30 protein-coding genes are annotated in these 24401 nt (G+C 55.6%); 16 read left to right on the top strand and 14 right to left on the bottom strand.

Annotated features, from left to right (window positions below):
* The first annotated feature begins 138 nt into the window (after window positions 1-138).
* A complete protein-coding gene (locus H0S68_RS21735) occupies window positions 139-618 on the top strand; it encodes a hypothetical protein (protein ID WP_020831834.1) in 480 nt (159 codons plus the stop codon).
* Between the two features lie 66 nt (window positions 619-684).
* Here H0S68_RS21735 and sspB read toward each other — a convergent pair whose 3' ends face one another.
* The 5 genes from sspB to zapE form a co-directional block, all read right to left on the bottom strand.
* Window positions 685-1182, bottom strand: a complete 498-nt coding sequence (gene sspB / locus H0S68_RS21740) for a ClpXP protease specificity-enhancing factor (protein WP_201895979.1) — start codon at window positions 1180-1182, stop codon at window positions 685-687.
* 5 nt (window positions 1183-1187) lie between these two features.
* Window positions 1188-1829, bottom strand: coding sequence for a stringent starvation protein SspA (gene sspA, locus H0S68_RS21745; protein ID WP_012147043.1), 642 nt, complete (start codon window positions 1827-1829; stop codon window positions 1188-1190).
* A gap of 337 nt (window positions 1830-2166) precedes the next feature.
* Window positions 2167-2559 (bottom strand): 30S ribosomal protein S9, encoded by a 393-nt coding sequence (gene rpsI / locus H0S68_RS21750; protein ID WP_020831838.1) that lies wholly within the window; start codon window positions 2557-2559, stop codon window positions 2167-2169.
* Between the two features lie 15 nt (window positions 2560-2574).
* The gene (rplM, locus tag H0S68_RS21755) at window positions 2575-3003 is read right to left on the bottom strand and encodes a 50S ribosomal protein L13 (protein ID WP_020831840.1); all 429 of its coding nucleotides are present in this window, start codon (window positions 3001-3003) and stop codon (window positions 2575-2577) included.
* Window positions 3004-3278: 275 nt separating this feature from the next.
* On the bottom strand, window positions 3279-4406 hold the full coding sequence (zapE, locus tag H0S68_RS21760; RefSeq protein ID WP_174574816.1) for a cell division protein ZapE: 1128 nt from the start codon (window positions 4404-4406) through the stop codon (window positions 3279-3281).
* A 231-nt stretch (window positions 4407-4637) separates the two neighbouring features.
* On the opposite strand from zapE, the gene zapG reads away from it, so the two are divergent.
* From zapG to degS, 3 genes are all read left to right on the top strand, one after another.
* Complete coding sequence (gene zapG, locus H0S68_RS21765; protein WP_020831844.1) at window positions 4638-5039, top strand: Z-ring associated protein ZapG; 402 nt, start codon at window positions 4638-4640, stop codon at window positions 5037-5039.
* A gap of 195 nt (window positions 5040-5234) precedes the next feature.
* Window positions 5235-6605: a serine endoprotease DegQ gene (gene degQ / locus H0S68_RS21770; protein WP_128864528.1), complete on the top strand. Its 1371-nt coding sequence runs from the start codon at window positions 5235-5237 to the stop codon at window positions 6603-6605.
* A gap of 96 nt (window positions 6606-6701) precedes the next feature.
* Complete coding sequence (gene degS, locus H0S68_RS21775; RefSeq protein ID WP_122080296.1) at window positions 6702-7760, top strand: outer membrane-stress sensor serine endopeptidase DegS; 1059 nt, start codon at window positions 6702-6704, stop codon at window positions 7758-7760.
* 71 nt (window positions 7761-7831) lie between these two features.
* On the opposite strand, the gene murA is transcribed toward degS, so the two are convergent.
* The 7 genes from murA to mlaF all read right to left on the bottom strand — a co-directional run bounded on the left by murA (window position 7832) and on the right by mlaF (window position 12646).
* Window positions 7832-9091, bottom strand: coding sequence for a UDP-N-acetylglucosamine 1-carboxyvinyltransferase (gene murA / locus H0S68_RS21780; protein ID WP_130017013.1), 1260 nt, complete (start codon window positions 9089-9091; stop codon window positions 7832-7834).
* A gap of 55 nt (window positions 9092-9146) precedes the next feature.
* A complete protein-coding gene (gene ibaG / locus H0S68_RS21785; protein WP_020831850.1) occupies window positions 9147-9401 on the bottom strand; it encodes a BolA family iron metabolism protein IbaG in 255 nt (84 codons plus the stop codon).
* A 140-nt stretch (window positions 9402-9541) separates the two neighbouring features.
* Window positions 9542-9844: a lipid asymmetry maintenance protein MlaB gene (gene mlaB / locus H0S68_RS21790; RefSeq protein WP_044553664.1), complete on the bottom strand. Its 303-nt coding sequence runs from the start codon at window positions 9842-9844 to the stop codon at window positions 9542-9544.
* A complete protein-coding gene (mlaC, locus tag H0S68_RS21795; protein WP_044553666.1) occupies window positions 9844-10473 on the bottom strand; it encodes a phospholipid-binding protein MlaC in 630 nt (209 codons plus the stop codon). The genes mlaB and mlaC overlap by 1 nt, the downstream gene beginning before the upstream one ends.
* 14 nt (window positions 10474-10487) lie before the next feature.
* Window positions 10488-11039, bottom strand: coding sequence for an outer membrane lipid asymmetry maintenance protein MlaD (gene mlaD / locus H0S68_RS21800; RefSeq protein ID WP_130017014.1), 552 nt, complete (start codon window positions 11037-11039; stop codon window positions 10488-10490).
* 4 nt (window positions 11040-11043) lie between these two features.
* Window positions 11044-11826, bottom strand: coding sequence for a lipid asymmetry maintenance ABC transporter permease subunit MlaE (mlaE, locus tag H0S68_RS21805; RefSeq protein WP_046372552.1), 783 nt, complete (start codon window positions 11824-11826; stop codon window positions 11044-11046).
* A gap of 4 nt (window positions 11827-11830) precedes the next feature.
* On the bottom strand, window positions 11831-12646 hold the full coding sequence (mlaF, locus tag H0S68_RS21810; RefSeq protein WP_020831858.1) for a phospholipid ABC transporter ATP-binding protein MlaF: 816 nt from the start codon (window positions 12644-12646) through the stop codon (window positions 11831-11833).
* On the opposite strand from mlaF, the gene H0S68_RS21815 reads away from it, so the two are divergent.
* The 12 genes from H0S68_RS21815 to npr all read left to right on the top strand — a co-directional run bounded on the left by H0S68_RS21815 (window position 12645) and on the right by npr (window position 21104).
* A complete protein-coding gene (locus H0S68_RS21815; protein ID WP_153263146.1) occupies window positions 12645-12929 on the top strand; it encodes a hypothetical protein in 285 nt (94 codons plus the stop codon). The two genes, mlaF and H0S68_RS21815, sit on opposite strands and share 2 nt — an antisense overlap.
* Window positions 12930-12949: 20 nt before the next feature.
* Window positions 12950-13936 carry a calcium/sodium antiporter gene (locus tag H0S68_RS21820; RefSeq protein WP_122080297.1) on the top strand — a complete coding sequence of 329 codons (987 nt, stop codon included), beginning with the start codon at window positions 12950-12952 and terminating at the stop codon, window positions 13934-13936.
* Between the two features lie 124 nt (window positions 13937-14060).
* Window positions 14061-15047 (top strand): arabinose-5-phosphate isomerase KdsD, encoded by a 987-nt coding sequence (kdsD, locus tag H0S68_RS21825; protein WP_142816309.1) that lies wholly within the window; start codon window positions 14061-14063, stop codon window positions 15045-15047.
* 17 nt (window positions 15048-15064) lie between these two features.
* A complete protein-coding gene (gene kdsC / locus H0S68_RS21830; RefSeq protein ID WP_122080298.1) occupies window positions 15065-15619 on the top strand; it encodes a 3-deoxy-manno-octulosonate-8-phosphatase KdsC in 555 nt (184 codons plus the stop codon).
* Window positions 15616-16194, top strand: a complete 579-nt coding sequence (gene lptC, locus H0S68_RS21835; RefSeq protein ID WP_115060611.1) for an LPS export ABC transporter periplasmic protein LptC — start codon at window positions 15616-15618, stop codon at window positions 16192-16194. Before kdsC ends, lptC begins: the two co-directional genes overlap by 4 nt.
* On the top strand, window positions 16163-16702 hold the full coding sequence (gene lptA / locus H0S68_RS21840) for a lipopolysaccharide ABC transporter substrate-binding protein LptA (protein WP_020831865.1): 540 nt from the start codon (window positions 16163-16165) through the stop codon (window positions 16700-16702). Before lptC ends, lptA begins: the two co-directional genes overlap by 32 nt.
* Window positions 16703-16708: 6 nt before the next feature.
* Window positions 16709-17434, top strand: coding sequence for an LPS export ABC transporter ATP-binding protein (lptB, locus tag H0S68_RS21845; RefSeq protein ID WP_020831867.1), 726 nt, complete (start codon window positions 16709-16711; stop codon window positions 17432-17434).
* Between the two features lie 50 nt (window positions 17435-17484).
* On the top strand, window positions 17485-18918 hold the full coding sequence (gene rpoN / locus H0S68_RS21850) for an RNA polymerase factor sigma-54 (protein ID WP_048759890.1): 1434 nt from the start codon (window positions 17485-17487) through the stop codon (window positions 18916-18918).
* Between the two features lie 23 nt (window positions 18919-18941).
* Window positions 18942-19229 (top strand): ribosome hibernation promoting factor, encoded by a 288-nt coding sequence (gene hpf, locus H0S68_RS21855; protein ID WP_004948547.1) that lies wholly within the window; start codon window positions 18942-18944, stop codon window positions 19227-19229.
* Window positions 19230-19387: 158 nt separating this feature from the next.
* A complete protein-coding gene (ptsN, locus tag H0S68_RS21860; RefSeq protein ID WP_115060613.1) occupies window positions 19388-19849 on the top strand; it encodes a PTS IIA-like nitrogen regulatory protein PtsN in 462 nt (153 codons plus the stop codon).
* A gap of 131 nt (window positions 19850-19980) precedes the next feature.
* Window positions 19981-20835: an RNase adapter RapZ gene (rapZ, locus tag H0S68_RS21865; protein ID WP_012147065.1), complete on the top strand. Its 855-nt coding sequence runs from the start codon at window positions 19981-19983 to the stop codon at window positions 20833-20835.
* On the top strand, window positions 20832-21104 hold the full coding sequence (gene npr, locus H0S68_RS21870) for a PTS phosphocarrier protein NPr (RefSeq protein ID WP_020831874.1): 273 nt from the start codon (window positions 20832-20834) through the stop codon (window positions 21102-21104). Before rapZ ends, npr begins: the two co-directional genes overlap by 4 nt.
* Window positions 21105-21155: 51 nt before the next feature.
* On the opposite strand, the gene H0S68_RS21875 is transcribed toward npr, so the two are convergent.
* On the bottom strand, window positions 21156-23072 hold the full coding sequence (locus tag H0S68_RS21875) for a BglG family transcription antiterminator (RefSeq protein WP_020831882.1): 1917 nt from the start codon (window positions 23070-23072) through the stop codon (window positions 21156-21158).
* A 51-nt stretch (window positions 23073-23123) separates the two neighbouring features.
* A complete protein-coding gene (locus tag H0S68_RS21880) occupies window positions 23124-24341 on the bottom strand; it encodes a lactonase family protein (protein WP_046372551.1) in 1218 nt (405 codons plus the stop codon).
* Window positions 24342-24401 lie beyond the last annotated feature (60 nt).

Genomic DNA, 24401 nt, shown 5'->3' on the forward strand with positions numbered 1-24401 from the left:
CAAAACTGCCGGGCCTTTGTTTTTTCACCGCAGCCCACACGCTTTGTAACACCCCCTTTTGCCCAACGCGCTATAGTATTGAGTTAGCATCACTCAGGGGCGCTGCTGCGTCTGATATCTTGATAAGGATAGCTAACCATGAAATTCTCCTTTGCCTTACTGACTGGCGCACTGCTGGTTGTCAGCTTCAATTCACTGGCCATGTCGCTCGACTCTCAGGAAGTGGGTTATAACATTGAGGCACGCGGTGCGGCGTCGGTGGTCGCACAACTGGCTAAAGCAGGCCAGCTTGCCGCGGTAGAAAAAAACATCAAACTGGGTGACGATAACTGGATCGCGCTGGCCCCTAAACTGGCCAATGGCGGTAACGCCTCATTTACTGCCGGCGTGAAGTCAGCCCTGTCTTCCGCGTTGGTCTATAACCCCGCGGCGGTGCTGCATGCCCTCGACAAAGGCAATAACTTACCGATCAACGATATCTGTACCGCGCCGCCGGAAGTGCAAGGTGATACCGCTATCACCACGTTCAAGCAGCGCGCCACCCATGCACTCACCACCGTCCGTATCGGCGATCTCAGTGCACCGCGTGACGCCTGTATCGCCTCATTGAAAAGCTAAGCCAAGCTGGATCGCAGGCAATAAAAAAGGTCGCCGAAGCGACCTTTGGTGTTCACTACCGCGAGGTTATTTCACCACGCGCAGTGCCGGGCGGCCACCACGTGGCGGCGGAGGCGGTTCATCGTCCGAATCGTTATATTCACTCAGATCCGGCCGATCGCCATCAATCACCGACATCAGGCTTTCCGATGGGATCGTCTCATTGTCCAGGCCTTCAAACGCGCCTTCCGCTTCATAAGCGGCTTCCGGTTCGAACATGGTGCCTGCACCGTTCTCACGCGCATAGATCGCCAGCACGGCTGCCATTGGCACAGAAACCTGACGCGGCACACCGCCGAAACGTGCGTTGAAATGCACTTCGTCGTTGCCCAGTTCCAGATTGCCCACCGCACGCGGTGCAATGTTCAGAACAATCTGTCCATCGCGGGCGAATTCCATCGGCACTTGCACATCAGGACGCGTCACATCTACCACCAGATGCGGTGTTAGCTGATTGTCCAGCAACCAGTCATAGAACGCCCGCAGCAAGTACGGACGGCGTGGTGTCATCTGAGACATATCCATGACGCTTAGCCCCGAGTCTGCAGGCGCATTTCGCGCTCGGCTTCGGTCAGGGAGGCCAGGAAGGCATCGCGTTCGAACACGCGGGTCATGTAGCCTTTCAGCTCTTTGGAGCCAGCACCGCTCAGCTCAATGCCTAACTGCGGCAAACGCCACAGCAGCGGCGCCAGGTAGCAATCCACCAGGCTGAACTCTTCGCTCATGAAATACGGCGTCTGACCAAAGATAGGGGCAATCGCCAGCAGCTCTTCGCGCAGTTGACGGCGAGCTGATTCAGCTTCCTGGCCGTTGCTCTGCTCGATTTTGTACATCAGCGAATACCAGTTTTTCTCGATACGCAGCATCATCAGGCGGCTCTCGCCGCGCGCGACCGGATAAACCGGCATCAACGGCGGGTGCGGGAAGCGCTCATCAAGGTATTCCATGATGATACGGGATTCATACAGGGTCAGTTCGCGATCGACCAGCGTAGGCACCGTCTGGTACGGGTTGAGGTCAATCAGATCCTGCGGCAGGTTATCCAACTCAACCTGCTCAATCTCGACGCTGACACCTTTCTCCGCCAGTACGATACGTACTTGATGGCTAAAAATGTCGGTCGGGCCAGAGAACAGCGTCATTACCGAACGTTTGTTGGCAGCGACAGCCATGAAAACCTCCAAGTTATCTAGAAAATACTGCGAATAGCCCACTGACAGGCTGCTATCCTGAATGATCTTGACCGCAGGCCAGCAACTCGCAGCTAAACCTTAGGTCATAAAAACCGGCCTCGGAGGTAAACTGATAACTGCTGCATGGCGAACAGGCGCAAAAGTGGATGATAGTTTACCAGATTTTGCTTGTTTTGTGGGGGCTGTGCGGCGAATTCGTATTGAATTGTCTGATATACCAAAGATTTTAGTAGCAGCAACGTGATTTTCAGGCATAAAAAAACCCGGTGAAGCACCGGGTTTTTTGCGTAAATTCCACTGCCGAAGCAGTAAAAAATTAACGCTTGGAGAACTGCGGACGGCGACGTGCTTTACGCAGACCGACTTTCTTACGTTCAACCTGACGGGCGTCACGAGTGACGAAGCCAGCTTTACGCAATTCTGCACGCAGAGTCTCGTCGTACTCCATCAGTGCACGGGTGATACCGTGACGGATAGCACCAGCTTGACCAGAGATACCACCACCTTTAACGGTGATGTACAGGTCAAATTTACCAACCATGTCAGTCAGTTCCAGCGGTTGACGAACTACCATGCGGGCAGTTTCGCGACCGAAGTACTGTTCCAGGCTGCGCTGGTTAATTACGATGTTACCACTGCCCGGCTTGATGAAAACGCGAGCGGCGGAGCTTTTGCGGCGACCAGTGCCGTAGTATTGATTTTCAGCCATTGCCTATAATCCCGATTAGATGTCAAGAACTTGCGGTTGCTGTGCCGCATGAGTGTGCTCGTTGCCCGCGTAAACTTTCAGTTTACGGAACATTGCACGACCCAACGGACCCTTTGGCAGCATGCCTTTAACCGCGATTTCAATCACGCGCTCAGGACGGCGGGCAATCATCTCTTCAAAGGTCGCTTGCTTGATACCACCGATGTGGCCGGTGTGGTGGTAATACACCTTGTCTGTACGCTTGTTGCCGGTTACAGCAACTTTTTCTGCGTTCAGAACGATGATGTAGTCACCGGTATCAACGTGCGGGGTGTATTCCGCTTTATGCTTGCCGCGCAGACGACGAGCCAGTTCAGTAGCGAGACGGCCTAAAGTTTTACCATCTGCATCAACAACGTACCAGTCGCGTTGAACGCTCTCTGGTTTAGCTGTAAAAGTTTTCATTAGAAAGCTTACCCAATAATTAGTTACACGTTGGTGAACACCCAAACGCTCGAAAACAGTTGAGGCTCACACGACCATACAAGTCCAGCAAACCTACCCCTTCGAATAGCCATTGCCGGCACTATAAAGTTTTTGGGAAAAAAAACTTTGTTGTAACGTGGGGTCGCAAGATTATAGAGAAGTCGCTCACAAAGATCGAACGCTTTTTGAATGGAAACGCAATTAATCGCCAGCAGCGGAAAATCGGGGACACCGGCGGTGGCGCCCCCGGGCAATCAAGGCAGATGCGGCAACTTGAGATACTCCTCGCTTTGCATCTCCTGCAGCCGCGACAGGCAGCGCTGGTACTCAAACTTCAGCCGCTCGCCCTGGTAAATCTCGAACATCGAGGCTTCGGCAGCGATCACCAACTTGACGTGGCGCTCGTAAAATTCATCCACCAACGCCAGGAAGCGGCGTGCGGTATTTTCCTTCAACGGCCCCATCACGCGCACATTATACAGGATAACGCTGTGGTAGAGGCGCGATAAGGCGATGTAATCGAGCTGGCTGCGTGCTTCCTCGCACAAGGTATGAAAATCAACGGCCAGCACGCCGTCTACCGCGTGGATAACCTGCAGCGGCCGGTGATTGATCTGCAATACCGGTGCCGCCTCGCCTTTCTTGCCGGCCAGTTTCACGAACATCTGATCCATGGTCTGCCGGGTTTGTTCATCCAGCGGCGTCAGATACAGGTGCGCCTGAGTCAGGGTGCGCAGACGATAATCAATGCCGGCGTCAACGTTCATCACATCGCAATACTCGTTAATCAGGTCGATCGCCGGCAGGAAGCGCGCGCGCTGCAGACCGTTGCGATACAGATCGTCCGGCGGAATATTGGAGGTGGCGACCAGCGTGATGCCACGGGCAAACAGCGCCTGCAACAGCGTCGCCAGCAGCATGGCGTCGGTGATATCGGAAACAAAGAACTCGTCGAAACACAGCACGTCGGTTTGCGCCTTGAAACCATCAGCGATGATTTCCAGCGGATTTTCCTGCCCCTGCAATTCGGTCAGCTCTTCATGCACCCGCAGCATGAAGCGGTGGAAATGCAGCCGTAGCTTGCGGTCACCCGGTAGGCTGTGGAAAAACATATCCATCAGCCAGGTTTTGCCACGCCCGACCCCGCCCCACATATATAAGCCCTGCACCGGCCGCTGTTTTACCGTTTCGCTGCTTTTGCCCAGCAAACGGCTCAGCTTGCCGCGCAGACCGCCGGCAGGTGCACTGACGGCCGGTATTTGCTGCAAGGCCTGATAGATATGATCCAGTTGAGTGACGGCCTGGCGTTGAACCTCATCGGCCTGGTATTCCCCCGCAGCAAGCAGCCGCTGGTAGCGTGATAACGGTGATTGTGCCTGCATCTGTTCGATGTTCCCTAAGAACGCTTAGAAATTATTTAGCCCATTTTCGCGACATATTACGGCTGGTTAGCCCTCATATCGCCACAAATGCCCACTCTGAGCGGCGCTGAAAACCCTGTAAAAATCAGGTCAAAGCTCATCAGGATTCCACTCGGACAAGGTTAACGGTTATAGTGGATATTATTAAGTGAAAAATCCCTGCGGAACAACGAAGTCAAAATAGGAGTCATCATGACCTGGGAGTATGCGCTGATTGGTTTGGTGGTCGGTATCGTCATTGGTGCGGTAGCGATGCGTTTTGGTAACCGTAAATTACGTCAACAACAAGTTTTGCAGAACGAGTTGGATAAGAGCAAAACCGAGCTGGAAGAGTATCGTCAGGAGTTGGTCGGTCATTTTGCCCGCAGCGCCGAGCTGCTGGACAACATGGCACGCGATTATCGCCAGCTGTATCAGCATATGGCGAAAAGCTCCAACAACCTGCTGCCGGATCTGCCGATGCAGGAAAATCCGTTCCGCTATCGCCTGACCGAAGCCGAAGCGGATAACGACCAGGCGCCGGTAGAAATGCCGCGCGACTACTCCGAAGGCGCATCAGGCCTGCTGCGTGGCGAACGTCCACGTCGCGACTAAACGCCGTTCTTCGCCCGTGGGCCAGTCCCACGGGTTTTTGATCCTCCTCATACTTCTTCCCCCACGCTGAGCTATCCTTAACGCAGACGTTTGAGTGAACTTTTCACGCAAATTCACGGTCTTACCCTTCACTATGGTATTGCTGCTGCTTTATCATCACTATTCCACCGGCAGGTATTGAGAGAGCTATTATCAATGAAGAAAAAGTCGTTAATTCTTAGTGCATTGGCAATGAGTATTGGCCTCACACTGACCTCCGTACCGGCTGCCACCGCCGCGATGCCCGTCGCCGTTCAAGGGCAACCGCTGCCAAGCCTGGCGCCGATGCTGGAGAAGGTCTTGCCCGCAGTGGTCAGCGTGCATGTTGAAGGAACCCAGGTACAACGCCAGCAAGTTCCGGAGGAGTTCAGACGCTTCTTTGGCCCTGGCGGCCCTGGGCAACAGCAAAGCTCACGCCCGTTTGAAGGCTTGGGTTCCGGCGTCATCATCGACGCCGCCAAGGGCTATGTGCTGACCAACAACCACGTGATCAACAACGCCGATAAAATCAGCGTACAGTTGAACGATGGCCGTGAAGTGGACGCCAAGCTGGTAGGCCGTGACGAACAGTCCGATATCGCCCTGCTGCAGCTCAACGACGTGAAAAACCTGACCGCTATAAAAATGGCGGACTCCGATAAACTGCGGGTCGGCGATTTCGCCGTGGCCGTCGGCAACCCGTTTGGCCTTGGCCAAACTGCCACTTCCGGCATTATTTCCGCGTTGGGCCGCAGCGGGCTGAACCTGGAAGGGTTGGAAAACTTTATTCAGACCGATGCATCCATCAACCGCGGTAACTCCGGTGGCGCGCTGGTTAACCTTAACGGTGAGCTGATCGGTATCAACACCGCCATTTTGGCGCCAAGCGGTGGCAACGTCGGTATCGGTTTTGCCATTCCGAGCAACATGGCGCAGAACCTCAGCCAGCAGTTGATCGAGTTTGGCGAAGTGAAACGCGGGCTACTGGGCATTAAAGGCAGTGAAATGACCGCCGATATGGCCAAGGCCTTTAATACCGACGCGCAACGCGGCGCGTTCGTCAGCGAAGTGCTGCCGAAATCCGCCGCTGCCAAGGCGGGCATCAAGGCCGGCGATATCCTGGTTTCGGTGGACGGCAAGCCTGTCAGCAGTTTCGCCGAGCTGCGCGCCAAGGTCGGCACCACTGCGCCGGGCAAAACCATCAAGGTCGGTCTGCTGCGCGACGGCAAACCGCAGGAAGTTTCCGTTACGCTGGATAACAGCGAAAGCGCCTCAACCAATGCCGAAACGCTCTCCCCAGCTCTGCAGGGGGTTTCACTCAGCAACGGGGCGATCCCAAGCGGTGAAAAAGGCGTGAAGATCGATAAAGTGGATAAAGGCTCTGCGGCGGCACAAATCGGGCTGCAGAAAGACGATGTGATCATCGGCGTCAACCGCCAGCGAATTGAGAACATCACGGCGTTGCGCAAGGTGCTTGAAGCCAAACCACCGGTCATGGCGCTGAACATCGTGCGTGGCAGCGAAACCATTTATCTGCTGTTGCGCTGATCGTATATTTGTTTAAAAACCGGGCGCGGTGACATACTGCGCTCGGTATTCTCATGTTATCCTCCCGGTATCTTTCATCTTACGTACTAAAACTCCATGTTTGCTAAGCTCTTGCGTTCCGTCGTTATTGGTCTAATCGTTGCCGGCCTGCTGCTGGTTGCTTTACCCGTGCTACGTTCTTCCAATGCTTTGTTCGCAGAAAAACATGATAGTACCCTTGATGAAACACCCGTCAGTTACAATAAGGCGGTACGACGTGCCGCGCCTGCCGTAGTCAATATCTACAACCGCAATATGAACGGCACCGCCAACGTGCTGTTGCTGGGGTCAGGCGTGATCATGAATGAACGTGGCTATATCCTGACCAATCGACACGTGATCAAGGATGCGCAACAAATTACCGTGGTCGTCCAGGACGGCCGCCGCTATGAGGCGCTGCTGGTCGGCTCTGACAGCCTGACCGATCTGGCAGTCCTGAAAATAGATCAGGGCAACCTGCCGGTGATCCCAATTAATACCGCACGCACCGCGCACGTCGGTGACGTCGTGCTGGCGATTGGCAACCCTTACAACCTAGGCCAGACCGTGACTCAGGGGATCCTCAGCGCCACCGGCCGTATCAGTATGAGCACCACCGGACGTCAGACCTTCCTGCAGACCGATGCCTCGATTAACCGCGGCAACTCCGGCGGTGCTTTGGTCAACTCCCTCGGCGAATTAATCGGTATCAATACCCTGACCTACGACAAAATCACCGACGGTGAAACGCCGGAAGGCCTGGGTTTCGCCATTCCCATCGAGCTGGCCACCAAGATTATGGACAAACTGATCCGCGACGGTCGCGTCATTCGGGGTTATTTCGGCATTCAGGGCAAAGAGATTATTCCGTTGCGCTCGTCCAATTCCGGCATCGATCGCCTGCAGGGCATTATCGTGACTGAAATTACTCAGGGCGGGCCGGCAGGCAACGCCGGTTTCCATATTAACGACGTGATCATTAACGTGGACAACAAGCCTGCGGTATCGGTGCTGGAAACCATGGACCAGGTAGCAGAAATCCGACCGGGTACAGAAATTCCAGTGGTGGTCCTGCGCGAAGGCAAACGCATCACGCTGAAGATGACGGTGGGCGAATTCCCGGAAGATAACAATTAAAAAGGCCCGGCAATGCCGAGCCCTCAATACTGCATTGACTACGCCGGCGCCAGGCCCCGGCGTCAAACAAATTACTCGCCTTTCACACGCTCGATATTAGCACCCAGCGCGCGCAGCTTGTCTTCGATACGCTCATAACCGCGGTCGATGTGATAGATACGATCGACGACGGTCACGCCATCGGCGATGCAACCGGCCAATACCAGGCTGGCAGAAGCACGCAGATCGGTCGCCATCACCTGAGCCCCTGACAGTTGCTCAACGCCGTGGCAAATCACGGTGTTGCTCTCGATCTCAGCGTGTGCACCCATACGGATCAGCTCAGGCACATGCATGAAGCGGTTTTCAAAGATGGTTTCGGTGATCACACCGGTGCCTTCCGCAACCAGGTTCAGCAGGCTGAACTGAGCCTGCATATCGGTCGGGAACCCCGGGTGTGGCGCAGTACGCACGGTCACCGCTTTAGGGCGTTTGCCATGCATATCCAGACTGATCCAGTCTTCACCCACTTCGATATCCGCACCGGCTTCGCGCAGCTTGGCCAACACGGCATCCAGCGTATCAGGACGGGTATCACGGCACATCACCTTGCCACCGGAAACGGCTGCAGCGATCAGGAAGGTACCGGTCTCGATGCGATCCGGCAGAACGCGATAAACACCGCCACCCAGACGATCAACCCCTTCGATAGTGATGCGGTCACTGCCGGCACCGGTGATTTTTGCGCCGAGCGTGTTGAGGAAGTTGGCCGTATCGACAATTTCCGGTTCACGCGCAGCATTCTCAATCACGGTGGTACCGGTCGCCAGGGTGGCAGCACTCATGATGGTCACGGTAGCGCCAACGCTGACCTTGTCCATAACGATGTGTGCGCCCTTCAGGCGGCCATCGACGGAAGCTTTAACATAGCCTTCTTCCAGTTTGATCTCTGCACCGAGCTGTTCCAGACCGGTAATATGCAGATCGACCGGACGCGCACCGATGGCGCAGCCGCCCGGCAGGGAAACCTGACCACGGCCGAAACGGGCAACCAACGGCCCCAACGCCCAGATAGAGGCGCGCATGGTTTTCACCAGATCGTAGGGTGCACAGAATTCGTTCACGCCGCTGGCGTCAACGAATACGGAACCGTTGCGTTCAATCTTGGTGCCTAATTGGCTGAGTAGCTTAATGGTGGTGTCGATGTCCTTCAGCTTCGGGACATTCTGCAACTCGACCGGCTCTTCCGCTAACAATGCGGCGAACAGGATCGGCAGGGCGGCGTTTTTAGCCCCGGAAATAGCCACTTCACCGCTGAGGCGGGTCCGGCCCTGCACACGAAATTTATCCATTTGACTACTCTCTGTTATCTAAACTGACGCTGCCCGCCCCGCTGGGCAAACAGCCTTAAAATCCGTTGAGTTTGCGATCTCGCTGCCACTCTTCAGGGGTGTACGCCTTAATCGACAAGGCGTGAATACGGTTGTCCGCAATGTATTCCATCAACGGCGCATAGACCGCCTGTTGTTTCTTGACGCGGCTCATGGCGGCAAACAGCTCACCGACCACGATCACCTGAAAATGGCTGCCGTCGCCGGTAACATGTGCTTCTTCCAGTGCCAATGCGCGCATCAGCACATCTTTAATCTCGCTATTTTCCATAGTATCCAGTTCTGTATCAAAAGGATCATAATCAGCCTGATATCTTAGTGGAATACGACGTTTTCTTAAACTAAAGAAAAAGCCCCTGTACAACAGGGGCTTTCTGGGGAGAAAACGTCTTCATCCAGTCGAAAATCGGGCTAACCAGCGGTATCGACAGGCATTATTGCTTGCAGATTGTACAGTGCGATCAGCGTTTTCAAGCGATCGCCGGCGCCAGAAATTTTTAATTCAACGCCATGCTGGCGTTGCTGTTCGCGCAGATGCACCAGCAGTGCCAACCCGGACGAGTCCACCCGCTGCAGTTGCGTAACGTCGATAGCGGTTTTATCCGCCAGCAACGTTTCCCGCTGTTCCCACAGCGGCAACAGGGTTTCCCGATCCAACGCACCGCGCAGGATCAGGGTCTGTTGCTGCGATTCAAAGCTGAGTGCAGCTGACATCAGTTTTTCTGATCCAGAGTAATCGGCTGAGCCGCCGCCGCCTGCAGCTGCTTGGTCAGGCCGTCGATCCCCTGGGTACGCAGCGTAGAAGCCCACTCGTTCTGCTTGGTGGTGATCATGCTGACGCCTTCGGCGATCATGTCATAAGCCTGCCAGTGGCCGGTTTTGGTGTTTTTGCGCCACTGGAAGTCCAGACGCACCGGCGGACGACCGCCGTTGTCGATGATGGTCACGCGGATCGCCACAATGCTGGCGTCGCCCAGCGGCTTCTCTGGCTCAATCTGATAAGTCTGGCCGTGGTACATCGCCAGCGCCTGGCCGTAAGCCTGTTCCAGGTAGGCCTGGAATGCGGTGAAGTAGGCTTCACGCTGCGCCGGCGTCGCTTCTTTGTAAAAACGGCCCAGCACCAGCGCACCGGCGTATTTGACCTGCACAAACGGCATCAGCTCCTGATGCACCACGGAACGCAGGTAGTTAGGGTCCTGCTTGATCTTCGGCTGTTCGGTTTTCAGACGGGTGAAGGTCTTCTCAGCCGCGTCTTGCATCAGGCTGTAAGGATTGGTCTGATCGACCGCATTCGCCAGCGGTGCGACCACCAGCAGGGCAACCATAAGTAAACGTTTAAACATGCAGGTTTCCTCTCTTAATGAATAGGGGCAGCGGCTTGTGGAGCTGCACCGGCAGCCGGCTGAGCAGCCGCGTCTCCCGTTTTGGCAGCATCATCCTGACCGCCGCTCTTATACAGGAACTGGCCGATCAGATCTTCCAGAACCATGGCTGATTTGGTGTCCTGAATCGTGCCGCCATCTTTCAAGATGGCCGTGCCCATATCCGGATCTTCAAAACCGACGTTCAGCGCCAGATATTGCTCCCCCAACAGGCCGGAGGTACGGATCGCCAGTGAGCTGGTGTCCGGGATCTGGTCGTATTTTTCCTGGATATCCAGGGCTACGCGCGGCGTATAGGTTTTAGGATCGAGCGTAATATCAGCCACTCGACCAATCATCACACCGCCGATTTTCACCGGGGAACGCGCTTTCAAACCACCGATATTATCGAAGGTCGCGTAGATGCGGTATGTTGGCTCGTTACCGATCGACTTAATGTTCGCCACTTGCAGGCACAAAAACACGATGGCGCACAGCGCAATCAGCATAAATGCCCCAACCCAGATTTCACTCTTCTTCGTTTGCATCGAATCAATTCCCAAACATCAGTGCTGTCAGCACGAAATCCAATCCCAACACCGCCAGTGACGAATGTACCACGGTACGGGTCGTTGCCCGGCTTATCCCTTCAGAGGTGGGTACGGCATCATACCCGTTGAAGATGGCAATCCAGGTCACGGTGATGGCAAATACCACGCTCTTGATCAGGCAGTTGAGCAAGTCTTTTTTCCACTCAACGGCGCCCTGCATGGCCGACCAGAAGAAGCCACTGTCAATGCCCTTCCAGTCTACGCCCACCACCGAGCCGCCCCAGATACCGATAGCGACAAAAATCATCGTCAGCAAGGGCATGCTGATCAAACCGGCCCAGAAGCGCGGCGCAACGATACGCCGCAGCGGATCGACGGCCATCATTTCCAGGCTGGAAATTTGTTCCGTTGCCTTCATCAGGCCAATTTCGGCCGTCAATGCCGAGCCGGCACGCCCGGCAAACAGCAACGCGGTGACCACCGGGCCCAGCTCACGCAGCAGCGATAACGCCACCATCATGCCCAGGCTGGCTTCTGCGCTGTAAGTGGTGAGTACCAGATAACCCTGGAGCCCCAGCACCATACCGATAAACAACCCGGAAACCACGATGATCAGCAGCGACTGCACGCCCACGCTGTGCAACTGCTTGAGCAACAGTGGCCACTGCCTGCGCGGCTCAGGCCGCCCGACCAGCGCGTTGAACAGCATCAACCCAGCACGCCCAAAGCTGGCGCTGGTGTTGATGCCACGGCGTCCTAACGACGCTAACGCCTGAAATAACATCAGCTTATTTACTCCCTAAACCTAACAGCTCGGCCTGATAATCACCGGCCGGATAACGGAAGGGTACCGGCCCATCGGCAATACCATCCAGGAACTGGCGCACGCGTGCATCAGGATTGTTCTGTAATTGCTGCGCCGTGCCTTCGGCTATCACCCGATGATCGGCCACAATGTAAGCGTAGTCGGCGATGCTCAGCACTTCCGGCACGTCGTGCGAAACCACGATGCAGGTAATGCCCAGTGCATGATTCAGCTCATCGATCAGCTTCACCAGCACGCCCATGGTGATGGGATCCTGGCCGACGAAAGGTTCGTCGAACATGATCATCTCCGGATCGAGCGCAATCGCTCGCGCCAGTGCGGCACGGCGCGCCATACCGCCGGACAATTCATTGGGCATCAGATCGGCTGCGCCACGCAGTCCAACCGCTTCCAGCTTCATCATCACCGTGCTGCGCAGAATGGGCTCCGGCAAACGGCTATGTTCGCGCAGCGGGTACGCCACGTTTTCGAACACCGTCAGATCGGTGAACAGCGCACCAGACTGAAACAGCATGCTCATTTTCTTGCGCGCTTCATACAGTTGATGGCGAGACAACGCGGGAATGTTATCGCCATCAAACCAGATTTCACCGCTGTCCGGTGCCAGTTGACCGCCAATCAAACGCAGCAGCGTCGTTTTGCCAATGCCGGACGGCCCCATGATCGCCGTGACCTTGCCACGGGGAACCGTCAGGTTGATATCTTCGAATATCAGTCGATCGCCGCGCGTGAACGTCATGTCGCGAACTTCGACCAGATTCTCTGCCTTCTGGTGCATGTTAATTGATCCTTCACGGGTCATTTTTGCCAAATCTACCCACGATGTTAAAGCAACGGGCGCAATGCGTCTCATCTTTACAAAAACTTACCGCCATTTCGCTACCAATGGTGCCATAGGTTTTACTTTTACCCGCCACCCGGTCAAAATTGGCGCCATAACGAAAAAAAACGAAAGTGTTCATATATTAGCCGGGAAAACCCGTTGCTGCGGTTTTAACCTGCGCAACGGAGGGCAAAGCAAGATAGCCGAATTACGGCTTTTAACCAACGAACCGGGATGATACCCAACAAAGGACCCTGCATGTTTCTCGCGATAGCTTTATTAATCGTTGGTTTATTTTTACTGGTATATGGTGCAGACCGCTTAGTTTACGGTGCTGCGGTAATTTCCCGTTCACTCGGCGTGCCACCGCTGATTATCGGTATGACCATCGTCGGCATAGGCACTTCACTGCCGGAGCTGTTCGTGTCGACCACTGCGGCACTGAACGGGCAAATAGATATGGCCGTGGGGAACGTACTAGGTTCCAACATCACGAATATTTTACTGATCCTCGGCGTTGCCGCGCTGATACACCCGCTGGCGGCGCGATCCGAAGTTTTGCGGCGCGAACTGCCGCTGATGTTGGCGGTCACAGTATTGTGCGGTTTCGTGCTGATGGACGGCACGCTGAGCCGGCTGGATGGCGTGCTGCTGTTGGCTGCCGCCGCGGTATTTATTCTGTTGATGTTGAAAATTGCCCGGTTGGCGCAGCGCGAAGGCAGCGACAGCCTGACCGTGGAGCAAATCGCCGAACTGCCGCAGGACAGCAGCAACACCGTCGCGATACTGTGGCTGGTGCTGGCATTTATCATTCTGCCGCTGTCTTCCAAAATGGTGGTCGATAACGCCACGGTCATCGCGCACTATTTCGGTATGAGTGAGTTGGTGGTCGGCCTGACCGTCATCGCCATCGGCACCAGCCTGCCGGAGTTGGCGACGTCCATCGCCGGGGCACTCAAGGGCGAAGATGATATGGCAATTGGCAATATCATCGGCTCCAACATTTTCAACACGGTGATCGTGCTGGGCGTGCCCGCCCTGCTGTCTCCGGGGACCGTCGATGGCGCCGCCTTCCATCGCGATTACTGGGTCATGCTGGCGGTCAGCATTGTGCTCAGCGCCCTGTGCATCGGGCGCAAACATCGCATCGGCCATCTGGCCGGCGCTCTGTTATTATGTGGTTTTATTGCGTACCTTGCGGTGCTGTTTTTTAACCCTTTCAATTCATTTAGCTATAGCCTCTAGCTTTCAAGTTGCAGCCAGACGGCAAACTCTCTCATCCCCAGGTGCTTACTCAGGTAAGTCACCGGGATGAGTGGTAACGGCGCTGTAACTTGAGAGATGACGGGTATGACCGATGGGAATGAGCATGTCGAACATTCAGTTGCAACCGGGCTTTGATTTTCAGCAGGCAGGCAAAGAAGTGCTGCAGATTGAGCGTGACGGGCTGGCCCAGCTCGATCAATACATCAATGCAGACTTTACCCGCGCCTGCGAGTTGATCGCCGAATGCAGCGGCAAAGTGGTGGTGATGGGCATGGGTAAATCCGGGCACATCGGCTGCAAGATTGCCGCCACCTTCGCCAGCACCGGAACGCCGTCGTTCTTTGTTCACCCGGCCGAGGCCAGCCATGGCGATCTCGGCATGGTCACCGCACAGGATATTGTGCTCGCCATTTCCAATTCGGGTGAGTCCAACGAAATACAGGCGCTGATCCCGGTCTTGAAGCGTCAACGCATCCCGCTGATCTGCATGACCAGCAACCCGGAAAGTTCGATGGGCAAAGCGGCGGATATTCACCTGTGCATCAAGGTGCCACAGGAAGCTTGCCCACTCGGCCTGGCGCCGACCACCAGCACCACCGCTACGCTGGTGATGGGGGATGCGTTGGCCGTCGCACTGTTAAAAGCTCGCGGTTTCACGCCGGAAGATTTTGCGTTATCGCACCCCGGGGGCGCACTGGGTCGCCGCCTGTTGCTGCGCGTCTGCGACATCATGCACAGCGGCGATGAAATTCCTCACGTCAGCGCCGATGCATCGCTGCGCGACGCGCTACTGGAAATTACCCGCAAAAATCTGGGCATGACGGTTATCTGCGATGATTTGATGAAAATCGCCGGTATCTTCACCGACGGTGACCTGCGCCGGATTTTCGATATGGGCATCAATCTCAACGAAGCGCGGATCGTCGATGTCATGACGCTCGGCGGCGTGCGGGTACGCCCGAACCTGCTGGCGGTCGACGCGCTGAACCTTATGCAGCAGCGCCATATCACCGCGTTGCTGGTTGCCGATGGCGACCAATTGCTGGGTGTGGTACATATGCATGACATGCTGCGCGCCGGCGTCGTTTAACTATGGAAGAGAACTCAATGAGTCTGGTTGAAACCTGCTACGGGCCTGTAGAGCAAGATGTCATGGCGCGTGCCGGCAAAATCCGCCTGCTGATTTGTGATGTCGATGGCGTGCTGTCAGACGGCCTGATTTTCATGGGCAACAATGGCGAAGAATTAAAAGCGTTCAACGTACGCGACGGTTACGGCATCCGCTGCCTGAAAACCTCGGATATCGAAGTGGCGATCATTACCGGTCGCTCCGCCAAGCTATTGGAAGACCGGGCTAAAACGCTCGGCATCACGCACCTTTATCAGGGGCAATCCGATAAGCTTTTGGCCTTCCGCGAACTGTTGGATACACTGTCGCTGACGGCGGATCAGGTCGCCTATATCGGCGATGACCTGATCGACTGGCCGGTGATGGCGCAGGTTGGCCTGGCGGTCGCGGTGGCAGATGCGCACCCGCTGCTGACGCCACGGGCCCATTATGTTACCCGCATTGCCGGCGGCCGCGGTGCGGTACGTGAGCTGTGCGACATTATTCTTTTGGCTCAAAACAAGCTGGAAGACGCCAAAGGGCTATCGATATGAGTAAAACCAAACTTTGGATCACCGTGCTGCTGGCGGTGATCGCACTGGCGCTGATTGGCTGGAACATGACGGATTTCAGTGATGATACTGCTCCGGGACCGGTGAACAGCCAGGACCCGACTTATCAGAGCCAGCATACGGTCACCATAGTGTACAATCCGACCGGCAAGCTGAGTTACAAGCTGGTGGCGGAAGACGTGAAGTACTATACCGCCGATGAATTAAGCTGGTTCACCCAGCCGGTGATGACGCTGTTTGATGAAAACGCGGTGGCCACCTGGTCAGTTCGCGCCGACCGCGCCAAACTGACTAAAGACCGGATGCTGTATCTTTACGGCCACGTCGAGGTGAACAGCCTGACCACCACGTCGCAGCTGGAAAAAATTAAAACAGACAATGCTCAGGTGAACCTGGTGACCCAGGATGTGTCTTCGGATGACGAAGTGACGCTCTACGGGACGAACTTCACCTCTAACGGCATGAAAATGCGTGGGAACCTGCGGGCCAAGACCGCTGAGCTGATTGATAAGGTTAAGACCAACTATGAAATTCAAAACCAACAAACCAAGCCGTAATCTGTTAATCGGCAGCTTGATTTTGGCCGCCAGCGCCCCCGCATGGGCGCTGAAGTCCGACTCCAATCAGCCGGTGAGCATCGACTCGCTGAAACAGTCTCTGGACATGCAGAGCAACGTCAGCACCTTTACTGATAACGTGGTGATCAAGCAAGGCACCATCGATATCAAAGCAGACAAAGTCGTGGTCACCCGCCCAGGCGGCGATCAGAACAAAACCTATATTGAAGCTTTCGGCAACCCGGTAACCTTCTATCAGATGCAAGACAGCGGCAAGCCGGTGAAAGGCCACGCTCAGAAGGTACGTTACGATGTGGCGTCTCAGTTGGTGACCCTGACCGGGAACGCCTACCTGGAACAGCTCGACAGCAACGTCAAGGGCGATCGCATCACCTACCTGGTGCAACAGCAGCAAATGCAGGCGTTTAGCGATAAAGGCAAGCGCGTGACTACGGTTCTGGTACCGTCGCAGTTGCAAGACAAAAACGGGCAAAACAAGAGTAACTAATCACTTATGGCTACACTCATCGCAGAAAACCTGGCGAAAGCCTACAAGGGCCGCAAAGTCGTTGAAGACGTCAGCCTGAAAGTGAAATCCGGCGAGATCGTCGGCCTGCTGGGGCCAAACGGCGCCGGCAAGACCACCACGTTCTACATGGTGGTCGGTATCGTTCAGCGTGACGCCGGACGTATCGTGATTGACGAAGAAGACATCAGCCTGCTGCCGCTGCACGCCCGTGCGCGTCGTGGCATCGGCTATCTGCCGCAGGAAGCCTCGATCTTCCGCCGCCTGAGCGTTTACGACAACCTGATGGCGGTGCTGGAGATCCGTGACGATCTCAGCAGCGAACAGCGGGCGGACCGTGCGGTGGAGCTGATGGAAGAGTTCCATATCTCCCATCTGCGCGACAACCTGGGCCAGGCGCTGTCCGGTGGCGAACGTCGCCGCGTGGAGATCGCCCGTGCGCTGGCGGCTAACCCGAAATTCATCCTGCTGGATGAACCTTTCGCCGGGGTTGACCCGATTTCCGTTATCGACATTAAAAAAATTATCGAGCACTTGCGTGACAGCGGCCTGGGCGTGCTGATCACCGACCATAACGTGCGCGAAACGCTGGACGTGTGTGAACGCGCCTATATCGTCAGCCAGGGCAAACTGATTGCTCACGGCACGCCGGATGCTATTCTGGCCGATGAGCAGGTAAAACGCGTTTATCTGGGCGAAGAATTCCGCCTCTGAGTACCGGCGCGTCCTGATGGGCGACTGTTAACGGAAGTAGACTGAAGAATATGAAGCAAGGTTTGCAACTCAGGTTTAGCCAACAACTGGCAATGACCCCCCAGCTCCAGCAGGCCATACGCCTGCTGCAGTTGTCCACGCTTGAGCTCCAGCAGGAGATACAGCTGGCGTTAGAGAGCAATCCACTGCTTGAACAGACCGATCTGCACGAAGAAATCGACGCGAAAGAGACGACCGAAACCGAAGGTTTGGATACCCGGGAGGCGCTGGAACAAAAGGACATGCCCGAAGAGCTGCCGCTGGACGCCACCTGGGACGAGATCTATACCGCCGGAACTCCGTCAGGAACTCGCACCGATTACAGTGACGACGAACTGCCGGTGTATCAGGGTGAAACCACCCAAACCCTGCAGGATTACCTGATGTGGCAGGTGGATCTGACGCCGTTTTCCGATACCGATGCTGCCATTGCCACCTCGATCGTCGACGCCGTCGATGACACCGGCTATCTCACCGTGCCGCTGGAAGACATTCTGGAGAGCATGGGTGACGAGAATGTGACAATGGACGAAGTCGAGGCGGTATTGAAACGCGTACAGCGGTTTGATCCGGTTGGCGTCGCGGCGCGCGACCTGCGCGATTGCCTGCTGGTTCAGCTATCCCAATACGCCCAAGACACGCCTTACCTGGCGGAAGCGCGCCTGATCATCAGCGAACATCTGGACTTGCTGGCTAACCACGACTTTCGCAGCCTGATGCGAACAACGCGCTCAAAAGAAGATACACTGAAAGAAGCGATGTTGCTGATCCAGTCACTCGATCCGCGTCCAGGCCAGTCGATCAACACCGGCGAATCTGAGTACGTGATCCCGGACGTGCTGGTCCGCAAAGTGCAGGATGCGTGGACGGTCGAGCTCAACAGCGACAGCATCCCAAGGCTGAAGATCAATCAGCAGTATGCTGCGCTGGGCAATAGCGCGCGTAACGACAGCGACGGTCAGTACATCCGCAGCAATTTGCAGGAAGCGAAATGGCTGATCAAGAGCCTGGAAAGCCGCAACGACACCCTGCTGAAAGTTTCGCGCTGCATCGTCGAGCAGCAGCAGGCGTTCTTTGAGCAAGGCGCGGAATTTATGAAGCCCATGGTGCTGGCGGATATCGCTCAGGCCGTGGAGATGCATGAATCGACAATCTCACGCGTGACCACGCAGAAGTTTTTGCACAGTCCGCGCGGCATTTTCGAATTGAAATATTTCTTCTCAAGCCACGTGAATACCGACAGCGGGGGCGAAGCTTCCTCTACGGCGATCCGGGCGGTGGTGAAGAAATTGATTGCGGCGGAAAACCCCGCCAAACCGCTCAGCGACAGCAAGCTGGCTACCCTGCTCTCCGATCAGGGGATCATCGTGGCGCGGCGTACCGTCGCCAAGTACCGAGAGTCTTTGTCCATCCCGCCGTCCAACCAACGTAAACAGTTGGTTTGACCTCTATTGAGAAGGAAGACACTATGCAGCTCAACATTACCGGACACCACATCGAAATCACCGAACCCTTGCGTGAGTTCGTGAACACCAAGTTCGCCAAACTCGAACAGTATTTTGACCGCATAAATCAGGTGTATGTCGTGCTTAGTGTGGAAAAAGTGCAGCAGATCGCGGAAGCGACGGTGCACGTGAATGGAGGCGAGTTGCACGCCACCTCGGAAGACGAGAACATGTATGCGGCAATTGATACCCTGATCGACAAACTGGCGCGTCAATTGAACAAACATAAAGACAAACTGAAACAACACTGACATTCTGGGCCGTTTCCGTCAGCGGGTACGGCTCAAACGTAGCCTCGGCCATCGGCGCGTTACCTGTTTGGGTACGCGCCGATAAGCCATCAGGGTTAAACAAGGCGAAAAATCACCTCACAAGCCTGCTTGCTGGTGTGGTTTTAAGTGAAGATGAGATGAACAACGAAACAATGCAGTTAAGCTCGGTATTAAATATCGAGTGCACCAGAAGCTCCGTACATTGCACCAGCAAGAAACGGGCTTTGGAAATTATCAGCGAACTGGCCGCCAAACAGCTCAATCTGCCACCCCAGGTGGTATTTGACGCGGTTCTCACCCGCGAGCGCATGGGCAGCACCGGTATCGGCAACGGTATCGCCATCCCCCATGGCAAACTGGAAGAGGACACACTGCGGGCCGTTGGCGTGTTTATTCGTCTCGACCAACCTATCGCCTTCGACGCCATTGATAACCAGCCGGTCGATCTGCTGTTCGCCCTGCTGGTGCCGGCCGACCAATGTAAAACCCATCTGCATACCCTGTCTCTGGTCGCCAAGCGTCTGGCCGACAAAACAGTATGCCGCCGCCTGCGCGCGGCGCAAAGTGACGAAGAGCTTTACCAAATCATCACCGAGTAACGCCCGGCTGGCGTGACTTCCAGCCCGGATAACGATACTGTTTAGCCATGATGGATTCCGGTTCAGATCGGAATAATAAAGTTTCTAACGGTGGCGATAAACGCCACTGAGATGCCAGGGGGAGTTGCCACATGGTGCTGATGATTGTCAGCGGCCGTTCCGGTTCAGGGAAATCCGTCGCCTTGCGGGCGCTGGAAGACATGGGTTTTTACTGCGTTGATAACCTGCCCGTGGTACTGCTGCCGCAGCTTGCCAATACGCTGGCGGAACGCAACAGCTCCGCGGCGGTAAGCATCGACGTGCGTAACATGCCGGAATCGCCGGAAGTGTTTGAATATGCGATGACCCAACTGCCGGACAGCTTTTCGCCGCAGTTGCTGTTCCTCGACGCCGATCGTAACACGCTGATTCGTCGTTACAGTGATACTCGCCGTTTGCACCCGCTGTCCAGCAAGAACCTGTCGCTGGAAAGCGCTATCGATGAAGAAAGCGATCTGCTGGAACCACTGCGTTCACGAGCCGATCTGATCATCGACACCTCGGAAATGTCGGTGCATGAACTGGCCGAAATGCTGCGTACCCGTTTACTGGGCAAACGCGAGCGCGAGCTGACCATGGTGTTTGAATCCTTCGGCTTTAAGCACGGTATCCCGATCGACGCCGATTACGTGTTCGACGTACGTTTCCTGCCGAACCCACACTGGGATCCTAAACTTCGCCCGATGACCGGCCTGGATAAACCCGTCGCCTCATTCCTCGATCGTCACACTGAGGTGCACAACTTTATCTACCAGACCCGCAGCTATCTGGAACAGTGGTTGCCAATGCTGGAAACCAACAACCGCAGCTATCTGACGGTGGCCATTGGCTGTACCGGCGGTAAACACCGTTCAGTCTACGTAGCGGAACAGTTGGCCGATTACTTCCGCTCACGCGGCAAGAACGTACAGTCACGCCACCGCACGCTGGAAAAACGCAAACAATGACGGTCAAGCAAACGGTTGAAATCAAAAACAAACTGGGCATGCACGCCCGCCCGGCGATGAAGCTGTTCGAGTTGGTGCAGAGTTTTGATGCCGAAGTGATGCTGCGTAACGACAGCGGCACCGAGGCTGAGGCCAGCAGCGTGATTGCGCTGCTGATGCTGGACTCTGCGCAAGGACGCCATATCGAGGTGGAAGCCACCGGGCCGGATGAGGTTAAAGCGCTGGCCGCGGTGATTGAACTGATTAATTCCGGTTTTGACGAAGACTAAAATACTGGGGGCGCTATTGCGCCCTTTTCATTAGACCTAACCCCTCCAGTCCTAGATCCGGCTCAAACAGTCCAGCGCCACCGCCTTGAAGCTATCGAAGTTGTTGCTGCCCAACAGGCGGCTCATTGACCGCTCGCGCACAAAGGTGACAAACAGCTCATAAATAGCCATCGCTTCTTCGTAATCGCTTTTGCTGATCGCCAACAGGAAGATCACGTGGGCGATTTCGCCCTCTCCCCAGACCACACCCTGCGGCGCCAGCAACGTCACCACCACGGTTTTTTTCGCCAACAGGCCCAGCGAGTGCGGCAGTGCGATCCCCTCGCCCAGCAGCGTGGAAACTATCGCCTCGCGCTCTACGACCGACGGATAAAAGTCATCACCCACGTAGCCTTCGCGCTCAAGCTGGCTGCACACTTTCTGGAACAATTGCGCCTGAGTCAGCGGCTCGTTCACCACCATAAAATGGTCGGCGTCGAAAAACTTCTCCAGCATATAGGGCTTGGTGCGATCCACCAGCACCAGCTTACCCAACTGTTCTAGCTGGTATTCGGTCGGGAACGGTGACATCACCACCACCGGTTTGTTCTTTTCACTGACCCGCGCGTTGGAAATGACAAAGTCTTCGTCGATATGATTGAGCACCTCGTAATCGCGTAGCGAAACGATGCGCGTCATCACCAACTGCGGGTATTTGCGTGCGATTTGCGCCTGGATCATCCGGACCGTCGAGTTGCCGGTATCGCAGACCAACATCACCTGCGGATGGCGCTCATAACCGATGTTGTAATGCCGCTCCAGGCCAACGCCAATGTGCAGCACCAAATAGCCGATCTCGTTTTCACTCAGGGTATAAGGCGTGTATTTTCCCCAGCTCGATACGGCCGCCAGCGTCACGTCGTAGGCCATCGGGTAGTGCTGCTTGATGTTCGCCAACAGCGGGTTGGGGATATTAATCTGGTATTTCACCCGGGTGATCATGGTTTTGATGTGGGTGAGCAGATCGGCCCGCAGCTGCTTGTCCCCTTGCAGGTTGTAGTTATAGTGCGAATTGATATACGACAGGATGTAATCCACCAGCGCTTCTTCATCGTCGGCGTTGATCTCGGTCGGCTGCACCTCCTGCACACGACGCGCGGCGATGTTGACCCGTAGATAAGCCTCCTCCGCCATCGAGACCTCTTTGCCGCTGGCTTTGCGTAACTCCCCGGCTAGCCAGGTAGAAGCCTTACGCACAGCGTCATCACCGTCCTCAACGTCAAAATCCGGCAACGGATAGCCGTCGGTAATGCGCCGCAATGCCACCGCACAGTAGAAAATCAGGTACTGTTCACCTTCGTCGGTCAGACGAATAGCATATTGAGACAACAGCGGATGCAGCAGCCCGGCAAAGGTCGCCACCTGCGGTTGCTGCAGGATCTCATTGTTAAGCAATGGGTTTTCGGCGTCGGCCAAATGCAGTTGGAATAACAAGTCGGTCAGGCAGGCGCGGATCGCCATCTCCGAGCCGAACAGCTTCATGCCATAGCGCGGCTTGGTCTCGATGGTCAACTGATAGTGCGCCAGGCGCTCCCTCACCTCAGCCATGTCGTTTTGCAGCGTGCCGCGGCTGACAAACCATTCGTCGGCTAAATCTTCCAGCTTCAGAGAAAAGGCTGAGGTCAAAAAACGAACCAGCAGATAGTGTACCCGCTCCTGTGCGCTGCGTGGCGTGGCGTGTTTTTTACGCTCCTGATGCTGCAGGGCGCTGAACAACCTGGCGTCATCCACCTGCAGGCGATAGCCCGCACCGCGGCTATGCACAAAGTGCGCACCATATTTTTCCAAAATATCGTTCAGCGCGGTAATATCAGCCCGCACGGTTCGGGTGGACACGGCAAAACGCTTCGCCAACTCGTCCTGCGGCAAGGTTTCAGACTGCAAAGCATCGAACAGATAGGCCAAACGCGGGTAGGGAAATCGCACCATTCTCTTTCCGTCAATTAGAGTGCCCGCCAGGTGGATCCGGCGGGCAACAAGTTACTTGGCTAGCGGCAAGAACACCATTTGCGAGGGACTGCCGACCGGCGTATAGCCTTCAACAAAGCTGAGTTTGCCACTGGCCTTATCCACGCTGAAACGGGTGACGTTATCGCTGCGTTGATTCATCGCATACAGATAGCGCCCGTCCGGACTCAGCGTTAACGAGCGCGGATAATCCCCGCGCGTCCAGGTTTCCGCCACCGAATGCAGCTCGCCGCCACTGCCAACGCTGAACTGCGCGATGCTGTTATGCAGCCGATTGGCCACGTACAGATTTTTGCCATCCTCGCTCAGCACCAGGCCGGCGGCGAAGTTGGTGCCCTTATAATCGGCTGGCAGCGAAGAGATCACGTGCAACTGTTTCAGAGTACCTTTTTGGTTATCAAAACGGTAGCTGGTCAGCGTGGAAGCCTCTTCGTTCACCAGCAGCAAGGTTTTCCCGTCCGGATGAAACACGAAATGACGCGGCCCGGCGCCGGCGGAAGATGCCGCGATCCACGGCGGATCGTTCGGCGTTAACTGGCCGCTGGCATCGTCAAAGCGCCATTGATAAATACGATCCAGCCCCAGATCGGTGGAAAATACAAACTTGCCGCTCGGATCGCTGGCGATCATATGCGCATGCGGGCCGTTGTGATCGCTGATAGCAAAGCTGCCCTCCACCGCCGCCTCAGGCTTGCCGGCCCCTGCCGGTCCTTGCTGTTGCTGCACCGAACTGGCCGTGCCCAGCTTGCCGTCGCTTTCAACCGGGAAAGCCGCTACGGTGCCACTGACATAGTTTGCCACCAACAGATGACGACCGTTTGGCGTCAGGAAGAGATAAACCGGCCCCGCCCCCTGCGCATCAACCTGATTGAGCTGGGTCAGGCTGCCGTCCGTCGGATTGATACGGTAAGCAATAATGCCGCCATGCTGAGTCCCGTTAAAGTCCGCCACTTCGCTGGCGACATACAGCGTCTGTCCTTTGGCATCCACGGTAAGCTGTGCTGGGTTCGGCTGGCTGCTGGCCAGGGTTCTGGCGCTCAGTGCGCCGCTGACCGGATCGACCTGCACCCGGTAAACGCCTTCGCCGTTAGGGTTGTAAGTACCGATATAAGCAAAATGAGATGACGTAGATTTCATTGCATCCTCAGCATGAAGCGCCGGGCTAGCCATCGCCAGCAGCGCCAGAGTGACTGCAGTTCGCAGGGTGGAAGATGTTTGCCAGTTTCGCATAGTTATCCTGATGGTATACCCGTCATCTTTCAAGCCACAGCGTTGTTAGCTGCAACTTGA

Origin of the sequence: Serratia sp. AXJ-M (genome assembly GCF_046531865.1) — a bacterium.
GTDB classification, from domain to species: Bacteria; Pseudomonadota; Gammaproteobacteria; order Enterobacterales; family Enterobacteriaceae; genus Serratia; species Serratia liquefaciens.

Excerpts from the sequence above, each read along its gene's own strand:
- H0S68_RS21735 (WP_020831834.1), top strand. The coding sequence starts at position 139 with ATGAAATTCTCCTTTGCCTTACTGACTGGCGCACTGCTGGTTGTCAGC.
- sspB (WP_201895979.1), bottom strand. The coding sequence starts at position 1,182 with ATGGATATGTCTCAGATGACACCACGCCGTCCGTACTTGCTGCGGGCG.
- sspA (WP_012147043.1), bottom strand. The coding sequence starts at position 1,829 with ATGGCTGTCGCTGCCAACAAACGTTCGGTAATGACGCTGTTCTCTGGC.
- rpsI (WP_020831838.1), bottom strand. The coding sequence starts at position 2,559 with ATGGCTGAAAATCAATACTACGGCACTGGTCGCCGCAAAAGCTCCGCC.
- rplM (WP_020831840.1), bottom strand. The coding sequence starts at position 3,003 with ATGAAAACTTTTACAGCTAAACCAGAGAGCGTTCAACGCGACTGGTAC.
- zapE (WP_174574816.1), bottom strand. The coding sequence starts at position 4,406 with ATGCAGGCACAATCACCGTTATCACGCTACCAGCGGCTGCTTGCTGCG.
- zapG (WP_020831844.1), top strand. The coding sequence starts at position 4,638 with ATGACCTGGGAGTATGCGCTGATTGGTTTGGTGGTCGGTATCGTCATT.
- degQ (WP_128864528.1), top strand. The coding sequence starts at position 5,235 with ATGAAGAAAAAGTCGTTAATTCTTAGTGCATTGGCAATGAGTATTGGC.
- degS (WP_122080296.1), top strand. The coding sequence starts at position 6,702 with ATGTTTGCTAAGCTCTTGCGTTCCGTCGTTATTGGTCTAATCGTTGCC.
- murA (WP_130017013.1), bottom strand. The coding sequence starts at position 9,091 with ATGGATAAATTTCGTGTGCAGGGCCGGACCCGCCTCAGCGGTGAAGTG.
- ibaG (WP_020831850.1), bottom strand. The coding sequence starts at position 9,401 with ATGGAAAATAGCGAGATTAAAGATGTGCTGATGCGCGCATTGGCACTG.
- mlaB (WP_044553664.1), bottom strand. The coding sequence starts at position 9,844 with ATGTCAGCTGCACTCAGCTTTGAATCGCAGCAACAGACCCTGATCCTG.
- mlaC (WP_044553666.1), bottom strand. The coding sequence starts at position 10,473 with ATGTTTAAACGTTTACTTATGGTTGCCCTGCTGGTGGTCGCACCGCTG.
- mlaD (WP_130017014.1), bottom strand. The coding sequence starts at position 11,039 with ATGCAAACGAAGAAGAGTGAAATCTGGGTTGGGGCATTTATGCTGATT.
- mlaE (WP_046372552.1), bottom strand. The coding sequence starts at position 11,826 with ATGTTATTTCAGGCGTTAGCGTCGTTAGGACGCCGTGGCATCAACACC.
- H0S68_RS21815 (WP_153263146.1), top strand. The coding sequence starts at position 12,645 with ATGTTAATTGATCCTTCACGGGTCATTTTTGCCAAATCTACCCACGAT.
- mlaF (WP_020831858.1), bottom strand. The coding sequence starts at position 12,646 with ATGCACCAGAAGGCAGAGAATCTGGTCGAAGTTCGCGACATGACGTTC.
- H0S68_RS21820 (WP_122080297.1), top strand. The coding sequence starts at position 12,950 with ATGTTTCTCGCGATAGCTTTATTAATCGTTGGTTTATTTTTACTGGTA.
- kdsD (WP_142816309.1), top strand. The coding sequence starts at position 14,061 with ATGTCGAACATTCAGTTGCAACCGGGCTTTGATTTTCAGCAGGCAGGC.
- kdsC (WP_122080298.1), top strand. The coding sequence starts at position 15,065 with ATGAGTCTGGTTGAAACCTGCTACGGGCCTGTAGAGCAAGATGTCATG.
- lptC (WP_115060611.1), top strand. The coding sequence starts at position 15,616 with ATGAGTAAAACCAAACTTTGGATCACCGTGCTGCTGGCGGTGATCGCA.
- lptA (WP_020831865.1), top strand. The coding sequence starts at position 16,163 with ATGAAATTCAAAACCAACAAACCAAGCCGTAATCTGTTAATCGGCAGC.
- lptB (WP_020831867.1), top strand. The coding sequence starts at position 16,709 with ATGGCTACACTCATCGCAGAAAACCTGGCGAAAGCCTACAAGGGCCGC.
- rpoN (WP_048759890.1), top strand. The coding sequence starts at position 17,485 with ATGAAGCAAGGTTTGCAACTCAGGTTTAGCCAACAACTGGCAATGACC.
- hpf (WP_004948547.1), top strand. The coding sequence starts at position 18,942 with ATGCAGCTCAACATTACCGGACACCACATCGAAATCACCGAACCCTTG.
- ptsN (WP_115060613.1), top strand. The coding sequence starts at position 19,388 with ATGAACAACGAAACAATGCAGTTAAGCTCGGTATTAAATATCGAGTGC.
- rapZ (WP_012147065.1), top strand. The coding sequence starts at position 19,981 with ATGGTGCTGATGATTGTCAGCGGCCGTTCCGGTTCAGGGAAATCCGTC.
- npr (WP_020831874.1), top strand. The coding sequence starts at position 20,832 with ATGACGGTCAAGCAAACGGTTGAAATCAAAAACAAACTGGGCATGCAC.
- H0S68_RS21875 (WP_020831882.1), bottom strand. The coding sequence starts at position 23,072 with ATGGTGCGATTTCCCTACCCGCGTTTGGCCTATCTGTTCGATGCTTTG.
- H0S68_RS21880 (WP_046372551.1), bottom strand. The coding sequence starts at position 24,341 with ATGCGAAACTGGCAAACATCTTCCACCCTGCGAACTGCAGTCACTCTG.